The organism is Granulicella sp. 5B5 (assembly GCF_014083945.1).
Classification (GTDB): Bacteria; Acidobacteriota; Terriglobia; order Terriglobales; family Acidobacteriaceae; genus Granulicella.
In genome coordinates this window covers 3759115-3777347 of sequence record NZ_CP046444.1, presented here as the reverse complement: position 1 = coordinate 3777347, position 18233 = coordinate 3759115, and the positions used below count along the sequence as shown (strand labels likewise).

Genomic DNA, 18233 nt, shown 5'->3' with positions numbered 1-18233 from the left:
AAACCAGAGCTTGTCTCAACAATGTCAAATGAATGTCACCTGGCTACAAGTCAGGAAGTTTAGGCGATGCAGTTATTTCGCAAGCGAATACACAGGATTTAATTCGCACCCAACCGCATTTGCGGGCGTGTGCCCAGCGTAGATATGACCAAGCTTCTCTCGCTTGGTGGCAAGATATCCCGCAGCATGGGGGCTGCTCGCAACATCCGCAGCAACGCGTTCCACCAGCTTGATTCCAGCCGATTGAATCGTCGCAATCTTTTGCGGATTGTTGGTCATCAATCGCAGCGACGAAATTTGCAGAAACTGCAGAATGCGAACCGGCAGTTGGAAGTCACGAGTATCAACCGCATGCCCAAGCTGCAAGTTTGCTTCAATCGTATCAAGGCCTTGATCCTGTAGAGCATAGGCGCGTAGCTTTTCCATCAGCCCAATGCCGCGACCTTCCTGATGCTCATAAAGCAGAATGCCGGCCCCTTCGTCAGCGATAGTCCGAAGCGCAAGATGGAGCTGATCATGGCAGTCGCAACGCAGTGAGTGAAAGATGTCGCCCGTGGCGCACTGTGAGTGGATCCGAACAATCGGGGGAGCTACATGAATATCGCCAAGGATCAGCACAAGCGCTGTCTCCGTGTACCTGCGCCCGCTATTCTCCTGTTGGCGGACAGCTTCAAATCCAAGCATGCGGAAATTAGCCCATCGCGTTGGCATGTTCACCTCCGCAATCATCTTCAAGCTAAACAACGGCGTTTCCACGTCAGCTTCCTTCGTCGTCTGCATCGATTCATCCATCGGCTTGCGGCCTCTTCTATCAGCCGCACCAAGCAAGAACTCAGCTTAGGGAGTGCACCATCAGCATGTGTCCTTAGAATGTCTCGATGTCTTCATTGCCTTGTCTATGTTCCGGATATCTGCTTATCTTGGCGCTAGTAATCGCGGCGCCGAAACTGGTACAGCACATGGTCGCCAAACACCGCCATTGGCCGCGCGAGAAGACGGTCGGCACGCTCCATCCATTTCAGCAGGGACGGATGCGCAGAGATGCCAGGTTCAGCGGCACTGGGTGGCACCGTCACACCGATGCCAATTCTTTTTTCAAGCGTGAACCATGGTGCAAAGACCCGTTCAATCTCTTTCCGGCGGTGATAGACGATCTCAAACTCGCGCTTGGCAAGCCGCGCCGGAGCGGCGCCCCGCTTGAAGCGTCGAAGTGCCTGCCGTTGCCTTCCGGAGAAGGTCTCCAGCAACATCTCTACTGGGCAGCACGTTCCGAACAACACCAGCATGGCTGCGGCGTTTGGCTTCAACAGTTGTGCTAAACCGCGTGCCACAGGCGCAAGATCTACCACGCAGTTCAAAGGCGCGAAGTTCGAGAAAGCTCCATCCAACTGCGGCCCACCCTGGGCGAGATACCGTGATGCAAAGTCGTCGAGATCTTCGCCGGCGACCACCTCCGTACTAGATCCCAACGCGGCAAGCTTCACGTTTGCCAGCGAAACCATAGCAGGAGAAGCATCGGTCAGCAAGACTTTGAACCCGCGCTCCGCCAAAAATGTCGCGTCGATGCCGGTTCCTCCGCCTACTTCAAGAACATAGCCGTGCGTAGGAAATACGCGCAACAGAGCGGCGCGAACCGCGCGACGTTGCGCTGCTACACTGAGACATCCTTCAAAGCGTGCGTCGAAATTTGGAGCTACCGCGTCGAATGCAACAGCTGCGGGACGCAATGAAACAGCCATCAGGACAACCTCCGAAGGTGTTCCCGCCAGCATCGTAGTGCGCGCACATAACGCATTCCCTCCATTACGTGAAAGCGAAATCTCGATGCAAGGAACGTGCTCTGCAAGCTGTACCGATTGAACCGTGTTGTCATCGGCTCTCTTGCTGCAGCTCGCGTCACGGGCGGCGGAAGTCGCAAAGGAAGCAGCGCCTTCGTGATGGAACGCTTACCCGGTAACCCCAAGCCCTCCAACTCCCTCTGCAGGAGCAGGTAGAACTTTGTCCCTGGCACATTCGCAAACGCAGAGCGGTTCGCGTATAGCGTTGACCAAAGCTGGACGGATGCAGGTAGACGGTCGACAGTCCATCGTGTCAGCCCCTCTGGCGCGAATTGTCCCATAATCTTCGTGATGAATTGCGTTGCCACTCCCAGGCCCACCCACGTTCGCGTGTCCGAGCTACCTGCAATCTCAAGCTCTCTCCAGAAAGCTACATCGCTGGAACGGGCCAGAATATGGCGACGGAATTCGAGCAGGTGCGATGTGCGGCAGAACTCACTGCAGACATCCTTATAAACATGCAATCCCTGCCCTACAAAAAGATCCACAGGGGAAAGCACCGGCACTTTCATGCCGGCAAGCATGCCGATCTCTGCACGGGCCAATCTTGACGATGCTGCATCGCCGTTCGCTTCTACATGCAGTTCGACGGAATGCCCCGGCTGATCTTTGTAGAAGTCTCGCATGGAGATTGCAGGCCGCTCGTCACGCTTGAACTCAAGGCTTCTGCCACTCTGCGCGTATAAACGATAGCCCTGACGAAAGAGGATTGCCTTCGCCGTATCCGCACTTTCCGCTGCTACGAGAAAATCGAGGTCAAACTGATGTCGCAGCTCAGGCCGCTGTACCGATACTGGACATAGCGATATCCCCTTGAGTATTGCGTAGACCACGTTCTCGCGCTGAAACGCCGTCTGAATGCGGATGGACTCCGCGATCATGCCGTGCGTACGGGCCGTATTGTCTGTCTGATTCTGCTTGAGACGCGCGAGAACAAATGACGGCAATATGCAATCTAGATTGAGATGTCGAAGACGCTCAAGGAAATAAAGCGCCAGCCCGCTGATGTCCAGCCAATGCAGAAGTCGCCGCCATTCCGCGTGGGATAGATCCGCTATCATCAAGCACTGCGTCGGCATCGGATCGCAGAAGAGGAGCAGCACCGCCTGTCGGGGCGTATAGAGCGGAGGCGATGCGATGACTCTCTGTGCCGCCGTGTTTGTCTGGAGCGGCGTCGCGAGAATGGATTGTCGAGAAGATGAAGGCATCTATGGCTCGGTGGACACACATCAATAGGAAAGATGAACGTTGAAGCGAGCATCGTGCATCGCCATGAAGAAACACCCAATGCCAAACTAGCGATCCAAGCAATAAGCGTTGTCATGCGGCAGTCAACTGATTGTCACTGCATTGTCTGTTGCCCGGTCAACTTCTGAAACAGATAGGCAACGACCAGCTTGAGCCCTTCGTCTCGTCTGTATGCTTTTATGCCGATGCCGCGCACGTAGAACTCTCGAACCGATGGCCCCACTGCGCCATCCTGATGCTCGACGAGCGATAGTCCCACCCTCCGCGCGAGTTCGACGTGATCGGTGTGCACATAGTGTTCGATCGCATGGAGAGTTCCGTTTGCATCGGTAAAGCTACGCTGATGCCCGGCGTGTGCGGCGTCCGGATGGAAGTCCGTGACAAATACATAACCGCCTGGCTTCGTTACACGTGCAAACTCATCATAAGCACTTTGCGGATCAGGAATATGACCGATCACCAGACGACTCCACACCATCTCGAAGCGTTCAGCCTCAAAGGGCATCGATCGTATATCACCTTCGATCACGTTCGAAGCTCCTCCCGCGGCAAGCATGGCTGGACTCAGGTCCACACCGACGGCGTGAGGATTGTTTGCGATTCTGCGGCCAGTCCCACATCCCGCATCCAACAGGTGTCTGTGTGGCAAGCCACGTAACATTTTCCGCGCCAACTCTTCGTCCAGAAAGCTCGTGGCCGTCTCCGTCGAGTATGTGGACGCCCAGTACGGATATGCTTCCTTCGCCGTCAGCGATTTCTCTGCTTGTTGCACGCGCCGGTTCGATATCAATCTCGCACGCAGCCGGCCGAGCCATAAGGTCTCTTGCAGATTCATCATGCTCATCTCCTTCTGCGAGCGTTAGCCGCTACGGTGTAACGTCTATTCATTTTGCCCCTTCCTCCATCCAGAACTTGATTCAGAAATGTCATTCGATTGTCAGGAGATGTAGCAGCCACTCGGAGGTCTATCTTTGCTGATATGCGTATTGCAATGACATCTCTATGACAGTTAGATCCTCTCGCTATGGTGGGATGGATAGGGCTGTGCACTGCACGCAGCACAATGACGACATTCAAGGGAGACAAAAGAAGGATGAATCTCGGACTGATTTTAGGCAAGTTCCACCAATCAGAGGTCAAAACAATGCAGGAGGAGGCCCACGTCACCGCAAGTGACAGCTCGATCCACATCGTTGGGTCGACATTCTGCCAGCTTTGCACTAGCGGCCCTTTAGACGTATCCTTATCGCACGAGTGACTATTCTTCGCCAATTCGGTGTGCTGGCTCTGTTGATGGTGACGTGTCTGGCACCGGCCATGGCCTGCACGGTGCCTGATGCTCAGATGAATGCTCAGGAACACGCCTGCTGCCGCACGATGGGCAGCCAATGTGGACAGACGGAGATACCGCAATCGCATGGTTGCTGTCAGAAGGTCCCAGCAAGTCTTCACGACAATGCGCTAGCTACGAAGCCAGCAGTATTCCACCCGATCATTGTTTCAGTCGTCTGGTTGGCCGCTTATGAGTTGGTGAATCCGAACTTTACTGTTATTGGATGGATTGACCGCCCCGACTACTCCCCTCCAAAATCACCGCCCTCCACTATTTCCATCCTAAGAATCTAGTCAGCTCCTCTCTCGCACTCTACTTTTGCCGAGCGCGCAGGCATATCTGCGTGCTCCGGTAAATGCTTTGAACTGCATTTGAGATTGGAGCTTCCGTATGAACGTGGTCTCTTCGTTGACCGCTGCTCTTCTGTTGGCCGCTGCAGTGTCTGCCTTCGGGCAGGCTCCGGTAACGAGTCCACCCATTCCCCTATCCGCGCTTTTGGCAGAGGCTCAGGCAAACAACCCACAAATCTCTGCAGCCAATCATGGCGTACGAGCTGCCAGGCAAGTGGCACCGCAGATGACCACTTTACCTGACCCGAAATTAACCTACCAGCAGTTCGGTGTAGGCAGCCCGAAGCCGTTTGCGGGATATACCAACAGCGACTTTGCTTACGTCGGCATTGGGGCATCCCAAGAGTTGCCCTACCCAGGGAAGCTGAGGCTGCGAGGAGAAGTAGCCGAGCGCGATGCGGACACGAAACAGGCCGAAGTTACAGTAACGGAAACCAGTATCGCGGATGCGATCAAAGCCGATTACCTTCAGTTGGCCTATCTGCAGCAGACGCTTGGCATCTTGCAACAGAGCAAAGCCGTTCTCGATCAGCTGATTCACGATGCGACGATCCACTACCAGGTCGGGCAAGGGATGCAACAGGATGTGCTGCAAGCTCAGGTAGACCGGACCAGGATTGTGCGCGAAATCACAATGCAATATGAGCAGATGGGGCAGGCGCAGGCGCATCTCAAGAGCCTGCTCAATCGAGCCCAAGGATCGCCGGACATCGTTACGCAAGATCTTGTGGAGACTCCGCTGCAGCGCACCTCCGACGAGTTGCTTGCAGCGGTACGGCAGAACAATCCTCAGCTCCGGGTCGATGCGAGCGCCATTCAGAAACAGGAGGCGCAATTGGCCTCCGCAAAGCGCGAGGGCAAGCCGGATTTCGATCTCGGTTACATGTACCAGAACACCGACCGCAAGTATCGGGACTATTACATGTTCACCTTCGATGTGCGATTTCCTCGTAGAAAACGCGTCAATGCGGAGATCTCAGAAGCTGCGGAGAAGCGAGCGGAATCTCAGGCGACGCTCGACGCGCATCTGCAACAGCAACTCGCGGAAGTTCAGCAAGAGTATGTCAAAGCGACGAGCGATGAAGAGCTCTTGAAGGAGTACCGCGAAGGACTGATTCCACAGTCCGACGCGGCATATCGGGCGACATTGAACTCCTATGCCTCCAATCGTGAAGAGTTCGTTCATGTCCTTCTGTATTTCACAGACATCCTCAATCTGAAGCTCGAATATGCACAGACGCTCGAAGACCACGAAGCCGCCTTAGCTCACCTTGAATCCCTGACAGGAGCGACACTGCGATGAACAAGTATGTATTGAGAACCTCACTCGTCTGGATCGTGATCCTGGCAGTCATTGCAGGAATATGGACCTACCGCTCCCATCGCGCGCAAACGCCGATGACGATGAACATGCCGATCACTGGAGAGGTGCAGCCTGTAGCCGCTGGCCCTTCTCCGACGGCTGCTGAATCAGCCCCATTGATGCCTGAGCAAAAGATGGAAGCCCCCCTCGTCCCGGTACAGCTCACGCCGGAGCGGATGCAGAGTATCGGCGTCGAGACCGGCACGGTCGAATATAAGCAACTGAGCGACGACATCCGCGCCACCGGCACAGTGGACATTAACGAGCGTCTCCTCTCCTACGTGCAGGTCCGTTTCCCCGGTTACATTCGCAAAGTCTTTGCGAATGCCACGTACCAGTACGTGCATAAGGGAGAGCCGCTCTTCACGGTGTATAGCCCCGATCTGGTAGCGACCCAGCAGGAATATCTGTTGGCGCGGCAGGATCAGAAGGCGATGAGCACGAGCACCGTGGACGGAGTTGCGTCGGGTGCAGCGTCGCTGTCCTCAGCAGCGGAGCAGCGCCTGGAGCAGTGGGAGATACCGCAAAGTGAGCTTGCAAAGCTGAAAGAGACAGGCAAGCCGATCACCGATCTCACTATCAACTCGCCCGTCTCCGGTTACATCACGGAGTATAATGCGCTGCCCAACATGTATGTCCAACCTTCGACTCGCCTCTACACGGTGGCTGACCTTTCCCGCGTGTGGGTGTACGCACAGGTCTTTCAGGATGATGTTGGCCGCGTAAGACCCGGCGATACAGTGCAGATCACAGTCGATTCGTATCCGGGCCGTACATTCTATGGGCGCATTGAAGAGATTCTGCCGCAAGTGGATATGGCGACGCGAACCATTCGTGTGCGTATCGAGATGGCGAACCCAGAACTCAAGCTCAAGCCGGGCATGTTCGTGAACGTCGATGTGAAAGCCGGGCTCGGGCGCCAACTCACAGTGCCAGCCTCAGCTGTCTTCCAATCGGGCACCCAACAGTTGGTGTTCCTCAACCATGGCAACGGCAGTCTGGAGCCGAAGGAGATCACCGTCGGCCCCCGAGTTGGCGACGACTTCATCGTTCTCAAGGGGCTGGAAGCTCATCAGTCCATTGTCACATCAGCTAATTTCCTCATCGACTCGGAAAGCCAGTTGCAAGCCGCGGCAGGTTCCTTTGTGCCTCCTCCGCCGGGCGGCGGCAATGCTCCTTCGGCAAGTGCTCCCGCGACACAGGAGAATATCGACTTCACCACAGAACCGAACCCACCGCAAAAAGGCAGCAATATCTTTCGAGTGAAACTCACAGGGGCAAATGAGACACCTACTACAGGTGCCCAAGTCACGGTCACGTTTTATATGCCCGCCATGCCGGCGATGGGCATGGCGGCCCTGAACACCACGACCACGCTTACTGAGAAGGGCAATGGCCTTTATGAAGGCAGCGGTTCGCTCAGTTCCGGCGGTACCTGGCAGGTCAACATTTCCGTCCAGAAAAACGGCCAAGTCGTCGCGACAAAGCAGTTGCGTGTGAACGCGACAGGAGGCATGTAATGCTCGCTAAAATTATCGAACTCTGCGCGCGTAATCGCTTCCTCGTCTTCACTTCTGTATTGCTGCTGACACTCGCGGGAATCTGGTCGCTCCAGCATGTGCCGCTGGACGCACTGCCGGACATCTCCGACGTACAGGTGATCGTTCATACAAGCTGGGCGGGGGAACCGCCCGATGTCATTGAAGATCAGGTGACGTATCCGATCGTCACCAGCCTGCTGGCCGCGCCGCACGTCAAGGCCGTGCGCGCGCAGACGATGTTTGGTGACTCCTATGTTTATGTAGTTTTTCAGGATGGCACCGATCTCTACTGGGCTCGGTCTCGTGTTATCGAATACCTGCAACAGATCAGCGGGCGTCTGCCGGAGAACGTACATCCCTCAATTGGTCCCGATGCAACCGGTGCGGGTTGGGTCTATGAGTATGCCATCGTCGATAAGAGCGGCAAGCATAGTCTGGCCGACCTACGCAGTTTGCAGGACTGGCATCTGCGCTATGCGCTTGAGACGGTCCCAGGCGTCGCCGAAGTCGCCAGCATCGGCGGCTATGTCAAGCAATATCAAGTGCAGCTCGATCCCAACAAACTGCTTGCCTACGGTATTCCACTCTCTACCGTCATCGACAAAGTCAAGATGAGCACGAATGAAGTCGGCGGGCGCGTTCTTGACCTAAGCGGCGCGGAGTATATGATCCGCGGTCTCGGTTATCTGCGCTCGCTCGACGATCTCGCAACCGTTTCCGTTGGCAGTAAGAATGGAACGCCTGTACTGCTGCGTGATTTAGGAACCGTGAGCTTCGGACCGGATATCCGCGAAGGGGTCGCCGAGTGGAACGGCGAGGGGGAAACCGTCGGCGGAATCATCGTCATGCGCCAAGGCATGAACGCACTGGACGTCATCCAAGGTGTGAAGCAAAAGCTCCGCGAGATAGCGCCGTCACTGCCGCCAGGCGTAGAGATTTTACCGGGGTACGACCGCTCCGGCCTCATCGAGGCCTCGATCAAGACGTTACAACGAGATCTGCTTGAGGAAGCTGTCATTGTCAGCCTCGTCATTCTTGTCTTTCTGTTTCATTTCAGGTCCGCACTGATTGCGATCATTGCCTTGCCGATTGCGGTGTTGGTGTCCTTCATCCCTATGTATTGGCTGGGAGTGACTTCGAACATCATGTCGCTGGGCGGTCTTGCGCTGGCGATCGGAGTGCTCGTCGATGCCTCCATTGTGATGGTGGAAAACGGCTACCGACACCTGTCGGAGCGGCAGGAAAACGACGCCAGTCCAATATCGGAACCGGAGCGACGGAAGATTCTTATCCATGCAGCCAAACAAGTTGGCCCTGCTTTGTTCTTCTCTTTGCTCATCATTGTCGTCTCCTTCCTGCCGGTCTTCCTGCTCGAAGCACAGGAAGGACGCATGTTCCGTCCGCTTGCATGGAGCAAAACGCTCGCGGTCGGCTCTTCCTCCATCCTCGCCATCACGCTCGTACCCGTCCTGATGGTTCTTCTCATCCGCGGTCGCTTGCGGCCCGAGCGTGCGAATCCAATTGCACGGATCACACAGGCGATCTATCTGCCCATCCTGCGATTCTGTCTGCGTCACCGCTGGCTCACCATCACCGTCAATCTCATCTTTCTGGCCGTGACATTCCCATTGGCATCCCGCCTGGGAAGCCAATTTATGCCGCCGCTCTTTGAAGGCTCTACCTTATATATGCCGACAGCTCTTCCTGGCATCTCCATCGAACAGGCCAAGGTGCTCCTGCAGAAACAGGACCGTATCCTTCGCAGCTTTCCCGAGGTGGCCAGCGTCTTCGGAACGGTTGGCCGGTCCGACAGCGCGACTGACAACGCACCTCTCGATATGTACGACACGACGGTCATGCTGAAGCCGCGTGAACAGTGGCCTACCGGGATGACTTACGAGAAGCTTATCGAGCAAATGGACGACAAGCTCCAGTTTCCAGGGCTTTCGAATACCTGGACCATGCCAGTCGAGAACCGTCTGGATATGGAACTCACCGGCATCAAAACGCCTTTGGGCATGAAGGTACAGGGACCAAACGTCGATGGCATCCAGCAGCTCGCTTCAAAGATTCAGAATGTCCTTTCCGGAATGCCGGAGATGCGATCAATCTTCGCCGAAAAGGTCGCGCAGGGGTTCTACATCAATGTAGATGTCAACCGGGAAGAAGCCGCGCGCTACGGCCTCACGATTGCCGATGTGCAAACTGCAGTCGCATCCGGCATCGGTGGACAGAACATTGCAGCGAATATTGAAGGCCGCGAACGCTATCCCATCAACGTCCGTTATCAACGGGACTTTCGCGACAATATTGATCAGATGCGAAGCGTGCTGATCGGCACTCCATCCGGCGCGCAGATTCCGTTGGGACAGGTAGCGCGAATCTCCTTCACACACGGCCCAGCCATGATCAGAGATGAAGACGGCTCATTGACGGGATACATCTACATCGACCTGAAAGGCACTGACTACGGCGGCTTTGTTACAAAGGCTAATAAGCTCCTTCACGACAAACTCGCGTTGCCGGCGAATTACACTTTCCAATGGTCGGGAGAATACGAACTGGAGCAGCGTGCGAAACAGCGGCTTCAACTGATTCTGCCGATTGTCTTCTTCGTGATCTTCCTGCTCCTCTACCTGATCTTTCATTCGGTAGCCGAGGCTCTCGTCCTGATCTTTCCCACCATCTATGCGATGAGTGGAGGGCTGCTCCTGCAGTGGCTTCTCCACTACAACTTCAGCGTCGCTGTAGCGGTTGGCTATATCGCGCTCTTCGGTATCGCCGTCGAAACAGGAGTCGTCATGGTCGTTTATTTGCATGAGGCACTCGAAAATAAGCTTCAATCCGGGAGACCACTGACAAATGCCGACATAGAAGCAGCAACAATTGAAGGCGCCGTGCAGCGCCTGCGGCCAAAGCTTATGACCGTATGTGCGGTTCTTGCCAGCCTTATTCCGATCCTCTGGGAATCAGGTATTGGTTCCGATGTGATGAGGCCAATCGCCGCTCCCATCGTCGGTGGCATGATTACGTCCACCATTCACGTCCTGATCCTCGTACCGGTATTCTTCATAATGATGAAGGAAAGGGCGCTGAAGCGTGGAACACTCGTTCCCGCCATGCGAAAGTCTCTGATATGACATCCAATTTTAATTAACTAATAGGAGACTCCGATGACAGCGATAGCCCATGCTTTGGTGACGTCATCACGATGGCCTTGGAAAGGCTCTTGGCCTTGATTCTCTATTGCAAATACCACGGACTCAGGATCAGTACCTTTCTGCTATTGGGCTTCTACCTCGGGATGCTAGAGATTATCTCTTTGGCTATGATCAAGAACATGGCGAACTCCTGCATTGACCCGAGAGGCTTCTGCAAAGAAATCGCGGTTCCAGAAACCTATGCGACCGAGTTCACAAAGATGATTGCCCTGGCTAGCTGATGAAAGAACAGGACACAAAACTTATTTGAAACTGAGGCACTTCTGCCCGAATGGCTCGAATTAATCGCGACTCTGATCGTTATGTTTAAGCGGTGTGGCGCAATCTGGAATTGGGATGGGAAGCTCTCGACCCGTGAACCTTATATTGAAACAATTTCTTCAATCGTATCTTTCGTTTTTGATTCGTGCAGCCTGGAGTCTCCAGCAGAACCTTGTTGGAGCCGGCCATTGGTCTACAAGCTTCCTTCAGTTCGCTCCTGATGGAGGTGTTGTTGGGGGAGGATGGGCTCCGGCTGCTTCGCTGATGCCTTTGTTGGGGCTCCTGTTCGTTCTGGTTCTTATTAGCTTTCCCTTTTTAGTTTTGACCGGCTATGTCCTCGGCAGGAAGAAAGGCGCGGTCATCACCATTACCATCCTGTTGCTGCCTGGTTTGCTCGGTCTTGCCGGTCTATGGCCGACCATATCCCCTACCCCAGCAGCCTTTGAAGTTGGCGGAGTAGGTATCCTTGGGGATGTTGCGGGGACGATTTCTTTGATTGCACTGGCAGTAGTTGCGGGCTGGAGCGTCACCATTCTTCTGGTCGACTGTCTTCGCATACGGCGACGCTTCTGGGATATCTTCGATCATCTCTGGCTTGTCTTTAGTCTTGTTACCGTGATTTTTTTTGTCTCCGACGCTAACGTTGCGCAACATGATCGCGATTATGCCGAAGCGGAGCGCGATACTCAGAGAGCAAGCGCATATCTGCTGAAGCAGGTCGATGCGTATGGTCAATGGTGCCATAACAACTCACGGAGCGACCTACTCTCTTGCTACTGGACGTCCGGAGTCCATCAAACCCTGCTCAATGCTTCTTTCGAAGAAGCCAATCTCTTCGGGACCGTAGAACCGAAGTCTTCGGCGCAGCTTTATGGATGGTATGGACGGCCTGCCACTCCGCAGCAGATATTGACCATCCGTAAGGAACTTGCGGCCTATAACCAGATGATGTGTCCAGTCATTAAGATGACCAATCCGAATTGGCAGCAGACTTTGCCGACGCGTCATTGCGAGATGACGCCGGCTGTCTTTCTCCGTGCATGGCCGGAACCTCTTCAGGGGAAGGTGGATAAAGACTTGTGTGGATCCGCGGTCGCCCTCGACTCTGAGTGCATGATCCCGACTCTGGCCTATCTCCACCAGCGCGATTCCGCCTTAGCGAATCGTTCCGAAAGCGAGCACCGCAGTAAGAACTACAGATGGATGTACTATCTGTTTTTTTCTTGCGTGCTGGGAGCGAAGCTTGCAGGGTCCACGGTCAGGCTCACGGCTTTGGACGAGCGCCCAGACCACGAAACTCGCCGCGGTATTCGAGTGCTTTGTCATATCGTGACCACAGGCTTTCGGATGATCCGGAGTCTCCTCCATCATCTCGCGAGGTTCTTGAAATGGATCAAGGCGAAATGGCGTTGGAAACACAGGGCATGATGTGGAATGACTTGGGGTACGTATCCGGATAAGTACAAAGGAAAGTCGCCTTCGTGCCACCTATTCAATAAAGTGCCCAAGTTAGCGTAACAGGCGTTTGTCCCAAAGAACGGGTTCTGGTTCTTGTTCCGGTCGCTTGGTCAGCACCTGATTTCAATCCACACTCCGGGCCCGTGCCTGCTTAAGCGTGAGCAGGTGCCCCATCAGTGTCGTACATCTCCAGCCGGGTTGACCGGCCCGTCTCGTTAGTTTGTTCGTTGGTCCAGCCGAGCTCCGAGATGGCGTGGTGGCGATCCTCGTGGTACCCATTCGACTTCTTGATGCAGGTGATCCGGATTGACATCCTGGCGCTCCTTCCCGGTCCAGTGGACGGTTTGGTTATTTGTTCTGGTTTCTCAGGAAGTCGCTCAGCGAGGCTGCCCCGGTCCTGTCCAGCAGCGTGTCCAGGTGCATATCCGAACGGACTCCGGGCGCGAAGTTCGGCCCGTACTCGTCACGGAGAGTGCCAACAAGGGTGTCGCCACGCTTCCTGCGAATCTCGCCGTCCGCATCCCGGCAGCGATCATCCAATCCTGTCTCACAGTGGTTGCTCATGCACGCTCCTTGGTCATGGACTCTGAGCCGTTCCGCTCTGGCTTGACTATGACGGGGAGCGGGATTTCAACGACGGCGGCGTTGTGGCGGAAACTTCCGAAGTTTCCTTCAGATTTTTTTCTTCGGGACGACTGGGGTGCGAATCTGTGCAGCAAGGTCTGTGATGGCCCGGTCACCGATTTCCACTAATTTCTCGCAAGCGCATTCCCCGATGATGATGGTGGGCTCGAAATTATAGTTTCCATGGTAATCATTTTTGATGATCTCGACGCTGCCAAGGGCCGACTTCAGGTCATTGCGCAGGATCGAGATCCCCGTAAAACCTTGCTTACGGTTCGCTCCCAGGTCCGTCATATGCACCGGTTGCTTTTTGAGGTGGCCGAGGACCAAATGCAGAAGTACGCGCAGGGAGCTGTCAGTCAGCGTAACCGATTGGGTACCGAGCCGAACGACGGTCCGTCGCTTCGATCGATCACCCGGAATCGCGAGCACAACCTTCTCCTTGAAGTTGTCTCGGGGCACAACGGGATGGTTTTCACCAGAGCGTCGATTCCTCGGTGCCGCTGCGCATTCGTCTTTGGATCTCGCATGAGTCCAAGGCCGAAACGAAGAAATTCGAGAGCGGTCGTCTTGCCAGCTCCCCGGCCTCCGATCAGGCAGTTCAAGGCGTCCGCAAATTCTAGATGTGTCTTCCCATCCCAACATCGCAAAGATCTCTGCATGTGGTCCGGCGATGTGGGCATTGAGAATTTTCCAGCTTTTCTCTTGTCAGTCGTTCGAGCCGACTCTCGATACATCTTCCCATCACGGTAATACTGAATCCACCAGATCGAGCTGTTCTTCTGCCGATATATCCGACCTGTCCCTCGTGGTCGTCGCATTTTGGCTCTTCTGATTCGAAGCGTTTCCGTCGGGTGCATCGAATCGTGCAGCCAAAGACTTCCTCGGTCAAATCCGTGCAGGTTTTCTTACGTCCTCAATTTGGGAATAAGGAGAAATAGATGCTGTGTATGTTGGAAGGATAAAAAGAGGGGCTTACTCAATCGCCGGCAGAGGTTCCAAAGTCCGTTGACTTCAGGAAGGCTCTCGTACCTTTTCCCTGAGCCAGCAATAACTTACCTCAGAGAACCAGTACCCGGCATCCGGCAACTATGCCTAAACTAGGCTCAAAGTTTAAGCATAGAAAGTGAGGGATAAAACACGATGAGCTAACTGTTTGATTCTATGGTGCCGGGAGGGGGGGGCGAACCCCCACGAGGTTGCCCTCGGCGGATTTTGAGTCCCTATCCACTGCTTTGTAGCTATTGAAAATACAGCGTTTACAACGACTTAGAGGACTCACTGGTGCGGTTCCATGCGGTTCTGTGAGGGGTTGTTCTGGATGTTTGGGCACAGTTTGGGCACAGTTTTCGAGACCGGATTCGATTGATTTCTGCGCGGATATACAGTGGCGACATGGGCGATTTGGAGCCACCGCGAGCCTCGGAGCTCAATGGTCTGGTTCATTCGGAATCAGAAGGATCTGTGTTCGTGAGATCGGAAAATTTAGCAGCCATCGTCGGATTGCCACGGGTCAATTTTCTAATCGTCACATCCTGAGCCTTGTCGTTTGCAAGACGAAGGTTATTAACTGTGCCGAGCAGGGCTGCCTTCGTTTTTTGTAGGTGATCAATCGACTTGTCTATCTCATCAACGGCGGTCTGGAAGTGCCTGGAGGCCAAATCGTAATTCCTCGCGAATCCCGTCTGGAACGTCAGCAGTTGGCTTTCGAAGTTAGAGATGTCGATGTTTTGGGCTCTGACGAGCGCCAACTCTGATTTGTATTGAAGGGACTTGAGGGCGGCATTGCGAAGCAAGGCCACTATCTGGATGAAGAACTGCGGTCGGACTACATACATCTTGGGATATCGGTGGAACATATCCACGATCCCCGTGTTGTAGAACTCACTATCAGGCTCAAGCAAGGAGACAAGGACGGCATACTCGCACCCCTTCTCACTGCGATCCTTGTCGAGCTGCTTCAGGAAGTCCTCGTTCCTTTTCTTCGTAGCGGTACGATCGTCCTCGTTCTTCATCTCGAACATGATCGAGATAATCTCCGTTCCAGCCTCATCCGCGTCGCGAAAGATGTAATCGCCCTTGCTTCCCGTTCGCGCATTATTATCCTTCTCGAAATATGCCCGTGGAAACGCCGTCGCTCGTATTCGATTGAATTCAGTTTCGCAATGCTGCTCAAGGGTCTCACCAACCATTTTGGTCGATAGGCGGGCCTTCATGTCACGAAGACGCTCGATCGCGTCGTCGCGATCCTTGATTTGCGTCTCGTACTTATCTTTTAGGCACTTTTCAGCAAGTTCCTTCTCAAGCTCAGCTTTTTCGAGGTCGCCTTGAAGTTTATTTCGGTCCTTCTCTACCACACTGAGCGCCTCGCTAATCGCGAGCTTCTGTGCAGCTTCCCCGGCATCTAGCTTGGCCTTCAGTTCCTGGATCTGTGCGTCCTTGGTTGCAACATCCTTCTGAGATTCACTTGCGGCCTTTGTTTGGGCGAGTTCGACGGCGTTCAGCTTGTCCTGCTTCGCCAGCGCAAGTTCGCCTGCGAGCGCATCGCGCTCTTTCTCCACGGCGCTCAAAGCCTCAGTAACGGCAAGCTTACGCGCGGCTTCTCCCCCATCGACCTTGGCCTTCAGTTCCTGAATCTGTGCGTCCTTGGCAGCCGCATCCTTTTGCGCTTCGCTGGTGGCCTTCGTTTGAGCGAGTTCGACGGCGTTCAGCTTGTCCTGCTTGGCCAGTTCGAGTTCGCCTGCAAGCGCATCGCGCTCTTTCTCCACGGCACTCAGAGCCTCAGTAACGGCAAGCTTACGCGCGGTCTCTCCGGCATCGACCTTAGCCTTCAGCTCCTGAATCTGAGCGTCCTTGGCAGCCGTATCCTTTTGCGCTTCGCTGGCGGCCTTCGTTTGGGCGAGTTCAACGGCATTCAGTTTGTCCTGCTTAGCCAGTTCAAGTTCGCCTGCAAGCGCATCGCGCTCCTTCTCTACGGCACCTAAGGCTTCGGTCACGGCAATCTTACGCGCTGCCTCTCCCGCATCGACCTTGGCCTTCAGTTCCTGAATCTGGGCGTCCTTGGCAGCCGCATCCTTTTGCGCTTCGCTGGTGGCCTTCGCTTGGGCGAGTTCCACGGCGTTCCGCTTGTCCTGCTCTGCCAACTCAAGCCGCTCGTGCAACTGGCGCTCGAAGTCACCATCTCGCACCTGCTTCAGAATGTCCGCGTACCCTGCCTCGTCAATCTTGAATGCTTTCCCGCAATGCGGGCAGCTTATCTCATGCATAGCCATTCCTCATCAGATAGGACAGTTGCGTCTTCATGTGTTCCTGGACACATGAGAAGAATACATTCTTCTCATAATTGGAAATCACCCGGAGCGGAGGCGTCTGTCAAGGCCACGAAGCGCCGCGCCAGCGGTCGAAGCGTAGCGGAGAGCCTTTACTGACGCGGGAGCAGAGGGTACGCCGCTTCAGCGGCTCGATTTGAAGCTGGGATTAGCTCTCGGACTCGTGCCAGCCGATGGTCGGCGTCCACACTTGAGCGATATCGCTCTTAGATGAAAGACACGGCACAAGGAAAGCGCGGAGCACGGCCCCTACTTCGGCGAGAGTAAGAGCTTTATCACCAACGTTCAGGCGTCCCGCAAAAGCTTTCCATAACTGCAATTTCTGTGCATCGGTCAAGAACTCGTCGGTGAGCGCAAATGGGACGCCATTCGGCATCACCGAACCGCGCCGCTGGAAGGACAGCGCGATTGCATTACGCAAGGATTCCAACCTGAATGTCCATGTGTTCGCCATAAACCAGATGTCGTAGAAATCTTTCATTCGGCTGTTGCGGATGTCGAGTTGAACCATCGCGTGCAACTTTTCCGCAATCGACGCCTCCCGTGGGTAAGCTCGAATGATCGGCGCTGACATTGGCAGAAGTACAGGGAAAGTCGCCAGCTCAGGCTCTGGGAAAACCGCATCGCCAAATCCGATATCGACCTGCAAACTCATCTGCGCCCCAGCGAGTTGAGCGCGGAACCTTACGTGAACACCGTTGTACTCGTCATTCTCTTTGATCGTCGTCCCTTCTACGGATTGGCTGTCAAAGACAATGCCGTCGTCCTCCGTGATTTCGCAGATGTCACGGAAGACCTGTTCTACGTCAGCGATGGCAGAGGAGCCCCAGCCAAGCAAATCCAAGTCCTTTGTCGGTCGATGGGTCTCCCCGGTCCAGAGCGTAAAGAGCGTTGCGCCTTTGAGCACAAAGCGATCTCTGTAGGTCGAAATCCCCAGCCTATAGAGGAATCTTTCAATGGCGAATCTGCCGAGCACTCTCTGATAGTCTTCGCCCTTCTCGCGGGAAAGGGAGAGGAGCCTGGCTCGGATGGATGCCGCCGGATTCTTGTTGGGTTCTCGCGTCATAGGGCCTCCATGTATGGGCGAATGACATTGCTGACGCGGCAAATCTTAGCGTAGCGGTAGATGTCGTTGATGCTCGCCTTCCTCTGCGAAAGGCAATCTCTTAGAGCCTCGATTGCGACATCGAGGCCGATCTTGTTCCGAAACTTAAAGCAGTCCGCGACGGTCTTTGCAGCGGAGTACACACGGACGGAAATGCCCTCGACACGATGGGTCTCAATGCCTTCTGTGAGGGACGGCCCGGACAGTCGAGCAATCCTTAGCGAAGGAGACTCCAGCACGGGCGTTCTAGCGCCCTTCCCCAGGGCAATCCATATCGACGATGGGTTCTGAGTCGTAATCTCATGGAAAGCGAGCGCCGTTAGAAGGCACAGAACAGCTCCCGGAACTCGCTTCGTCACCTCAGCATAGGAATGTCTCTCGGTAATGGCCGCGTCGGGCAGAGTGTAGACGCCGCGACCAGTTCGGCTGAGTTTGCCTCGCCGGTACAGACGCAGGAGATATTCGCGCGGAATGCCGAGCGCCTCAAGATCGCGGGGTCTGACGATCCCGTGCTTGCCGACATACCGTATTGTCTTAACCATGTTGTTTGTCATCGTGGATT

Annotated in this window: 14 protein-coding genes; 4 read left to right on the top strand and 10 right to left on the bottom strand. The window is 54.8% G+C overall.

The window, feature by feature from the left end; genetic code table 11:
• Positions 1-72: 72 nt before the first annotated feature.
• The 4 genes from ribA to GOB94_RS15955 form a co-directional block, all read right to left on the bottom strand.
• Positions 73-792 carry a GTP cyclohydrolase II gene (ribA, locus tag GOB94_RS15970; protein WP_255484071.1) on the bottom strand — a complete coding sequence of 240 codons (720 nt, stop codon included), beginning with the start codon at positions 790-792 and terminating at the stop codon, positions 73-75.
• 134 nt (positions 793-926) lie between these two features.
• The gene (locus tag GOB94_RS15965) at positions 927-1739 is read right to left on the bottom strand and encodes a class I SAM-dependent methyltransferase (protein ID WP_182276827.1); all 813 of its coding nucleotides are present in this window, start codon (positions 1737-1739) and stop codon (positions 927-929) included.
• The gene (locus GOB94_RS15960) at positions 1739-3046 is read right to left on the bottom strand and encodes a nucleotidyltransferase family protein (protein ID WP_182276826.1); all 1308 of its coding nucleotides are present in this window, start codon (positions 3044-3046) and stop codon (positions 1739-1741) included. Before GOB94_RS15960 ends, GOB94_RS15965 begins: the two co-directional genes overlap by 1 nt.
• Positions 3047-3180: 134 nt before the next feature.
• The gene (locus GOB94_RS15955) at positions 3181-3924 is read right to left on the bottom strand and encodes a class I SAM-dependent methyltransferase (protein WP_182276825.1); all 744 of its coding nucleotides are present in this window, start codon (positions 3922-3924) and stop codon (positions 3181-3183) included.
• Between the two features lie 885 nt (positions 3925-4809).
• On the opposite strand from GOB94_RS15955, the gene GOB94_RS15950 reads away from it, so the two are divergent.
• From GOB94_RS15950 to GOB94_RS15935, 4 genes are all read left to right on the top strand, one after another.
• Positions 4810-6072: a TolC family protein gene (locus tag GOB94_RS15950; RefSeq protein ID WP_182276824.1), complete on the top strand. Its 1263-nt coding sequence runs from the start codon at positions 4810-4812 to the stop codon at positions 6070-6072.
• Complete coding sequence (locus GOB94_RS15945) at positions 6069-7652, top strand: efflux RND transporter periplasmic adaptor subunit (protein ID WP_182276823.1); 1584 nt, start codon at positions 6069-6071, stop codon at positions 7650-7652. The genes GOB94_RS15950 and GOB94_RS15945 overlap by 4 nt, the downstream gene beginning before the upstream one ends.
• Positions 7652-10813: a CusA/CzcA family heavy metal efflux RND transporter gene (locus tag GOB94_RS15940; RefSeq protein ID WP_182276822.1), complete on the top strand. Its 3162-nt coding sequence runs from the start codon at positions 7652-7654 to the stop codon at positions 10811-10813. Before GOB94_RS15945 ends, GOB94_RS15940 begins: the two co-directional genes overlap by 1 nt.
• Before the next feature lie 435 nt (positions 10814-11248).
• The gene (locus GOB94_RS15935) at positions 11249-12583 is read left to right on the top strand and encodes a hypothetical protein (protein WP_182276821.1); all 1335 of its coding nucleotides are present in this window, start codon (positions 11249-11251) and stop codon (positions 12581-12583) included.
• A gap of 181 nt (positions 12584-12764) precedes the next feature.
• Here GOB94_RS15935 and GOB94_RS15930 read toward each other — a convergent pair whose 3' ends face one another.
• The 6 genes from GOB94_RS15930 to GOB94_RS15900 all read right to left on the bottom strand — a co-directional run bounded on the left by GOB94_RS15930 (position 12765) and on the right by GOB94_RS15900 (position 18225).
• Positions 12765-12926, bottom strand: a complete 162-nt coding sequence (locus GOB94_RS15930; protein ID WP_182276820.1) for a hypothetical protein — start codon at positions 12924-12926, stop codon at positions 12765-12767.
• A 35-nt stretch (positions 12927-12961) separates the two neighbouring features.
• The gene (locus GOB94_RS15925) at positions 12962-13177 is read right to left on the bottom strand and encodes a hypothetical protein (RefSeq protein ID WP_182276819.1); all 216 of its coding nucleotides are present in this window, start codon (positions 13175-13177) and stop codon (positions 12962-12964) included.
• A 108-nt stretch (positions 13178-13285) separates the two neighbouring features.
• On the bottom strand, positions 13286-13669 hold the full coding sequence (locus GOB94_RS15920) for a hypothetical protein (RefSeq protein WP_182278698.1): 384 nt from the start codon (positions 13667-13669) through the stop codon (positions 13286-13288).
• A gap of 1010 nt (positions 13670-14679) precedes the next feature.
• Positions 14680-16503 carry a DUF2130 domain-containing protein gene (locus GOB94_RS15910; protein ID WP_182276818.1) on the bottom strand — a complete coding sequence of 608 codons (1824 nt, stop codon included), beginning with the start codon at positions 16501-16503 and terminating at the stop codon, positions 14680-14682.
• 211 nt (positions 16504-16714) lie between these two features.
• A complete protein-coding gene (locus GOB94_RS15905; protein ID WP_182276817.1) occupies positions 16715-17632 on the bottom strand; it encodes a nucleotidyl transferase AbiEii/AbiGii toxin family protein in 918 nt (305 codons plus the stop codon).
• The gene (locus GOB94_RS15900; RefSeq protein ID WP_220464956.1) at positions 17629-18225 is read right to left on the bottom strand and encodes a type IV toxin-antitoxin system AbiEi family antitoxin domain-containing protein; all 597 of its coding nucleotides are present in this window, start codon (positions 18223-18225) and stop codon (positions 17629-17631) included. Before GOB94_RS15900 ends, GOB94_RS15905 begins: the two co-directional genes overlap by 4 nt.
• Positions 18226-18233: the final 8 nt, after the last annotated feature.